At 55.6% G+C, this 6,000-nt stretch carries 6 protein-coding genes and 2 tRNA genes; 3 read left to right on the forward strand and 5 right to left on the reverse strand.

Going from position 1 to position 6,000, the window contains the following annotated elements; translation table 11 throughout:
* Window positions 1-89: 89 nt before the first annotated feature.
* Together ASF58_RS25755 and ASF58_RS10235 are read left to right on the forward strand one after the other, a co-directional pair.
* Entirely contained in the window at window positions 90-464 is a 375-nt protein-coding gene (locus ASF58_RS25755; protein ID WP_156375622.1) for a hypothetical protein, read from the forward strand.
* A gap of 107 nt (window positions 465-571) precedes the next feature.
* The gene (locus ASF58_RS10235; protein WP_055951155.1) at window positions 572-817 is read left to right on the forward strand and encodes a hypothetical protein; all 246 of its coding nucleotides are present in this window, start codon (window positions 572-574) and stop codon (window positions 815-817) included.
* Between the two features lie 68 nt (window positions 818-885).
* Here the strand turns inward: ASF58_RS10235 and ASF58_RS10240 are convergent, their stop codons facing one another.
* The 5 genes from ASF58_RS10240 to ASF58_RS24890 all read right to left on the reverse strand — a co-directional run bounded on the left by ASF58_RS10240 (window position 886) and on the right by ASF58_RS24890 (window position 3,877).
* Window positions 886-1,266 carry a VanZ family protein gene (locus tag ASF58_RS10240; RefSeq protein ID WP_055951157.1) on the reverse strand — a complete coding sequence of 127 codons (381 nt, stop codon included), beginning with the start codon at window positions 1,264-1,266 and terminating at the stop codon, window positions 886-888.
* Between the two features lie 228 nt (window positions 1,267-1,494).
* Complete coding sequence (locus ASF58_RS27455; RefSeq protein ID WP_280137537.1) at window positions 1,495-1,626, reverse strand: hypothetical protein; 132 nt, start codon at window positions 1,624-1,626, stop codon at window positions 1,495-1,497.
* Window positions 1,623-1,787, reverse strand: a complete 165-nt coding sequence (locus tag ASF58_RS10245; RefSeq protein ID WP_055951159.1) for a hypothetical protein — start codon at window positions 1,785-1,787, stop codon at window positions 1,623-1,625. Before ASF58_RS10245 ends, ASF58_RS27455 begins: the two co-directional genes overlap by 4 nt.
* 152 nt (window positions 1,788-1,939) lie before the next feature.
* Window positions 1,940-2,004: transfer RNA gene (locus tag ASF58_RS10250), tRNA-OTHER, on the reverse strand.
* A 346-nt stretch (window positions 2,005-2,350) separates the two neighbouring features.
* Window positions 2,351-3,877: a HipA domain-containing protein gene (locus tag ASF58_RS24890; protein WP_162242042.1), complete on the reverse strand. Its 1,527-nt coding sequence runs from the start codon at window positions 3,875-3,877 to the stop codon at window positions 2,351-2,353.
* 1,889 nt (window positions 3,878-5,766) lie between these two features.
* Here ASF58_RS24890 and ASF58_RS10255 point away from each other — a divergent pair.
* Window positions 5,767-5,831: transfer RNA gene (locus ASF58_RS10255), tRNA-OTHER, on the forward strand.
* The last annotated feature ends 169 nt before the right edge of the window (window positions 5,832-6,000 follow it).

Here is a 6,000-nt window from a genome sequence, read left to right on the forward strand (position 1 = left end):
TGATCGAAAGCTTTGAGGATTCGTAAAGACTCGGTGCTTTGTCTTTCCACGAAGATGCGCGAGCCGACCGTGGTCTTCCGGCAGCGCACATGCGCGTGATCGTGATCGACGAAAGTCGTGCGCGAAGACGGACATGCTTCCGACGCTTGCGGGATGGTCTTGATCGCCGGGTCTGCCCTGCAACGATCTGCAATCCGCCTGCGTTGAGGGCTGCGATCTCCGCGCCGGACAACTGTTTTCATCTCCTTGGGTCGATGTCGATGAATCCGTTGCCGGAGAAAGCCGACGATCCCGAACCGCTGGTCGACGGACGCGCGATGCCGCCGTGGCGGGCGGCGCTCGGCCGTGTCGTGCACCGGATCTCGACCCTCGCGGTCCTGGGGCTCGGGTTCGGCCTGACTCTCGCCTGGATCGTCTTCCTCTGCTGGCTCGCTTACGCCGTGCTAAGGTTGATGATTGAATAACGACCGCAATGCAGCTTAAATTGTGCAAAGCACAAAACTGCTCTCTATTTCCGCTTGTATCCTTTCAATACGTAGGTACTCTGATTGCCCGTATCGTTGGTGTGCAAATGCTTCTGATCTGTTTCGCCTCACTGGGAGCCGCCGCAAGCCAGGCCGTTCGCCTGCCGGGTCTTCTCGTGATCGTATCGCTGCTGGCGGTCGCGATCGGCGTCGAGGGGGCCGTGGAGCAGCGCTCCCTCGGGATCGTCCTCACCGACGCGGTCTGGATGCTCGTGGCGGTGGAGGCGACCTATGTCGCGACGTCGCTCCTCTGGAATTCCGAGGCCTCGCCCGCCGCGCCCCGCAAGGCGTGACAGGCGGCACAGGCGTGACAGGCGACTTGGGAGTGTCCCGGGTCGTCTTCGGCTGAGGCGGTCCGCGCTTAGCGGGCCGGGGGTGCGGCCTTGGACAGGCGCCGGGCGACGATCGTACCGCCCAGGGCGCCGAGGAGCGCGCCCGATCCGCTGGCCACGAAGTCGACGACCTGCGCGGTTCGACCCGGAACCCAGAGCTGGCCGATTTCCAGGACGGCACCCAGGGCGATGAGCGGCAGGCCGATTCGCCACCAGCGCAGCGCGGCCCCGTAGCCGAGCACGAACAGGCCGGCGGTCCCCGCATACGCGATCGCGTGCTCGGCTTGGCCCGGGAGGGGTGTGCGCGCTTCCCAGTCACGGGGGATCCAGGAGAGCCAGACCAGGGCCCCCACGCTCAGCCAGGCCGCCACGCGGACGAACCTGGAAAGGGCGGCGCGACGTCGCGACATGACCACTCCTGACGGCTCCTGATCCTGTCCATGCCCCCGGGGCCGTCCGCAGGGCTGGCGATGCCGCCCCGCCGTGACGGGGCCCTGCCCTGGGCCGGCGATGAAACGGCGAAGGCGTCTTGCCCGAAATTGTCTTGCCCGAAGCCGTCTTGCCCGAAAGCCGTCCGGCCCGAAGGCCGTCTTGCTCGGAGCCGTCCGGCCCGAGAAAGCTTTGGTGCCGCTCCGCCCTTAGGGGCGGTCCACGGGCCGGGTGGTCGCCCGGCGGTTCGCCTTGAGAAGCTTGCCGATCACGATGCCGGCCGGGACGGACACGAGGGTCCAGAGGCGAAGGACGTGGAGCAGGCGGAGGAAGACCATCACGCGCCCTCGTCCTCCTTCAGCGCGGCATCGTACCCCGCGGTCCACCGGGAATGCGCCTCCGTGCCCTCGGCATAGGGGCAGTCTTCCCGGCGCAGGCCCTTGCCGGGGGCATAGAACCCCAGCGCGTAGTGATCGAGGTTGTCGTCCGGCGGCTCTGTCATGAGCAGGAGATAGGGCAGGCGGAAGGCCCTCCAAGGGCCGGCCCGCCCACGCACAGCCCGCGGGTGGCCGCCACGCAGGATGCCAAGTTGGCATCCATATCCGGCCCTGATGTGAAGGACCTGTCTTTCCCAGCAAAGGCTTTGGAAAGTAATGGCGCGCCCGAAAGGATTCGAACCTCTGACCCCCAGATTCGTAGTTTAGCCTCCATTCAGGCGCATCACAAAAAATGCATTAAAATCAATATGTTAGCTTCATGTTTCTCAAAAGCATCGTGTTCAACCGGCCCGTCCAAGTGGTCACAGCTTACATTCTGTTTGCAGGTCAATCTCCCGCCGATCGNCAAATCAATATGTTAGCTTCATGTTTCTCAAAAGCATCGTGTTCAACCGGCCCGTCCAAGTGGTCACAGCTTACATTCTGTTTGCAGGTCAATCTCCCGCCGATCGTTCTTCAGCGTTTGAACGACTATTTTTCCAAAAGCGGTGAAGAGCGTTTCGACATGGGGAGGTTCTTCGTATTGTTAAATGATAGACACCTTGATGAGCTAGCGACTTATTTTTCTCTACAGGATATTATTTATTCTGTTCCGTGAAATATCAATTACCCCATTGAACGCTTGAACGATTTCCTCGGAGAGTGGCTGATCAAATTGAGGAATAACAACTCGATCTAGCTCCGATTTGAGATCTTCCGCTAATTTTCGGAGCGCGCTCTCTGACTCTCCTGCTTGCAACGTCATTGTTCTAGCAGCAGTCATGAAGTCGGTCATCTTCAGGCGATCGTCTTTGCCGTTTAACTTCAGAGCCATTCTGTCGTTGACGAGTGTTGGGAAAACTCTGGTGCATACTGCATCATAGGTCGGCGCGAAATGCACGCTCGTAAAACTATCATGAGATGCCTCTGCTGTCTTTAGCAGTGCCAAGTTCTTTAAGTGCATATCCCCATCGGCAACTAACCAAGCAAAAAAAGCTCTTTTCAGCAAGGTTGCTGTGTCTTGAGGATCGGAGGAGACAGGAGATAGGTCTCTAGCTACGCGCTCGATCGTTGAATGATATTTAGCCTCCGACGAAACACCACTCAGGGAGCAAAAATCTTCCAGACAATAGAAGTTCTTATCGTCAATATCCTCCCTGATATCGAATCTTTCTACGATCAGAGCGGGAGGGAGTTTTTCCGGCATCTGTATCAAAGCAATATCGGGAACAACAAAACCAACTCTGGACGCCAAAGTAAGTGTCAGCCACTCCACTAGAGGCAAAGCTTCAAAACCGGCAGCGCCTGAGGGCTTCATGATATGCGTGAAAGGACGACCTGTAGCACTCAAAAGGCTGCCGTCGCTGTGTAGATACATAGGCGCCTTAATCTGCACACCGGACAGCCTAGGCGTATCGCTGTTGGCGTACATGTTCGCTATGCCGCGCTCAAAGCCTTCGTCAATGCTATCTTTTTTTGGACCTTTGTATGTACCTGTAAACACTCCTCCTTTCGTAAAATCAATTAACTTGCCTGCTTTTACATCTTCGGGAATAGATCCTAATTTAGAAAGATCATTTACAATGCTTATGTTGGACATATACCTCTTGCCGGAAAGAAGCAGGCCTCTCTCATCGCGCTCATTAAGAACTTGCTCTAACCATCCCTCTGGAAGCAGCGCAGAGATAAACGGGGGAAGCTTTCCAGGCACTGTATCCCGGACCGGAGAAGGTAATTCAACCTTTTCCGAGGTCCAGCGCCACTCGTAGCCATTGTGATGAAGTCTTCCGATTGGCACTTTGTGCCACGCAACAAACAAGTCAATACCTTGCTCTGCGGCGGCTGCTTGTAGCGGTTTTTCACGGAGCAAGGCTTGTTCAGCTTGCTTCGCCTCGCGATACATATCGGTTTCTCTAGCCAAGGCCCACACGGCTTCGACAGCCTGCGGCCCATCCCCATACTCATGTATGAGCCTTGCAACTAAATCCTCTCTCATTTCATCAGTCATTGCTGACGCTATTTCACTTCTTGGCTGGAATGCCTCAAGTATTCTTTGTCTGACCGACGAAATATCTATTACGATCTGTCCCATGCTGTCGGTTACAGTGACCGGCATGACCGATGAGTTCTTCGGAGCTATCGATTGAACAATCTCAAGAGATCTGATTCTATTTCTAGCGCGCCGCTTTGATGCAAGGAATAATCGGCCGTCTACTGTCGGGCCAAGCAAGACAGCGCTCGGTCCACTTAGGTATGAGTTTGGGTATAGATATTTTGCGATCCGTACAGCATGTTTCTTAAGAACTGAGTTGCTATCGTCTTTATCAAGATATATTCCTCTCATTACCTGCTGAAGCTGCCCTTTCATTGTCCTATGATGAGCATTATAGCTATCTATATTCTGTCCTACTATATATAGTCCCATCTGTATTCCTATCGTAGCCTTGTCGGTGGGTCTACCTAGGCCCGTTACATCGAGCTTTTGGCGGTGGCAGCGCTCAGGTGTTGTGATGGGTATATATTGTTATATAAAATGCTGCACGGGAAAATTTGATCGCAGCTATTAATATGCTTGGTGCAAATGTATCTAGTCCTGGTTGTGCATGGACTGTGAATCCAGGCAGGTGCTTAGGCGCTTAAAAAAGCTGTATGAAAAAGCGGTATTGCGATTCCAACGCCTTCCGGCACGCGGATTTATGCGTGCGTGGTGCACGCGTAAATTTGATGCGCTGGCGCGCTAAAAACCCGGCTCGTACGCACACGTAAATTCGATGCGGAATTCGGCGCTTCGTCCGATGCCAGCGCCTTCCGGCACACGAATTTACGCGTGCGTGGCGCACGCGTAAATTCGATGCGCTGGCGCGCTAAAAACCCGGCTCATATGCACGCGTAAATTCGATGCGCTGGCGCGCTAAAAACCCGGCTCATATGCACGCGTAAATTCGATGCGCTGGCGCGCTAAAAACCCGGCTCACATGCACGCGTAAATTCGATGCGCTGGCGCGCTAAAACCCGGCTCGTACGAACGCGTAAATTTGATGCGCTGGCGCGCTAAAAACCCGGCTCGTACGCACACGTAAATTCGATGCRGAATTCGGCGCTTCGTCCGATGCCAGCGCTTTCCGACACACGAATTTACGCGTGCGTGGCGCACGCGTAAATTCRATGCGCTGGCGTGCTAAAAACCCGGCTCATATGCACGCGTAAATTCGATGCGCTGGCGCGCTAAAAACCCGGCTCGTACGCACACGTAAATTCGATGCGCTGGCRTGCTAAAAACCCGGCTCATATGCACGCGTAAATTCGATGCGCTGGCGCGCTAAAAACCCGGCTCGTACGCACGCGTAAATTCGATGCRGAATTCGGCGCTTCGTCCGATGCCAGCGCCTTCCGACACACGAATTTACGCGTGCGTGGCGCACGCGTAAATTCGATGCGCTGGCGTGCTAAAAACCCGGCTCATATGCACGCGTAAATTCGATGCGCTGGAGCGCTAAAAACCCGGCTCGTACGAACGCGTAAATTCGATGCGCTGGCGCGCTAAAAACCCGGCTCRTAYGMACGCGTAAATTCGATGCGCTGGCGCGCTAGAGACACCTCTCCCAAGCACGCGTAAAAGCCTGAACGGATCAACAATACGAAGAACCTCCCCATGTCGAAACGCTCGTCACCGCCTTTGGAAAAATAGTCGTTCAAACGCTGAAGAACGATCGGCGGGAGATTGACCTGCAAACAGAATGTAAGCTGTGACCACTTGGACGGGCCGGTTGAACACGAGGGTGGTGGCATGGGCTTCGTCGAAGCCGATCCGGGCTGAGACCGGCCCGGTGAACAGGGTGAAGCCCCTGTCCCTGGCCTTGTCCCTGGACTTGGCCAACACGGCGATCGGCGGGAGATTGACCTGCAAACAGAATGTAAGCTGTGACCACTTGGACGGGCCGGTTGAACACGATGCTTTTGAGAAACATGAAGCTAACATATTGATTTGAATGCATTTTTTGTGATGCGCCTGAATGGAGGCTAAACTACGAATCTGGGGGTCAGAGGTTCGAATCCTTTCGGGCGCGCCATTACTTTCCGGAGACGTGTCAGGCTACTAAGGTCCTGTGTGGATTAGGGGTTTCCCAGCCTCTATCTCACGGTAGGGAGAAGCGTTTCCGACGCCTCCGGTGGCTCAATCAGGCGCTCCTGTGACCGTTCTCGTGACCGTCTTGCGCTTACTCGCTCAAGCTCCTCGTG

This window comes from Methylobacterium sp. Leaf125 (assembly GCF_001423085.1).
Lineage (GTDB): Bacteria > Pseudomonadota > Alphaproteobacteria > Rhizobiales > Beijerinckiaceae > Methylobacterium.

Bases quoted from the DNA above. Each gene is read 5' to 3' on its own strand.
- ASF58_RS25755 (WP_156375622.1), top strand. From the start codon at position 90: ATGCGCGTGATCGTGATCGACGAAAGTCGTGCGCGAAGACGGACATGC.
- ASF58_RS10235 (WP_055951155.1), top strand. From the start codon at position 572: ATGCTTCTGATCTGTTTCGCCTCACTGGGAGCCGCCGCAAGCCAGGCC.
- ASF58_RS10240 (WP_055951157.1), bottom strand. From the start codon at position 1,266: ATGTCGCGACGTCGCGCCGCCCTTTCCAGGTTCGTCCGCGTGGCGGCC.
- ASF58_RS10245 (WP_055951159.1), bottom strand. From the start codon at position 1,787: ATGACAGAGCCGCCGGACGACAACCTCGATCACTACGCGCTGGGGTTC.
- ASF58_RS24890 (WP_162242042.1), bottom strand. From the start codon at position 3,877: ATGCCGGTCACTGTAACCGACAGCATGGGACAGATCGTAATAGATATT.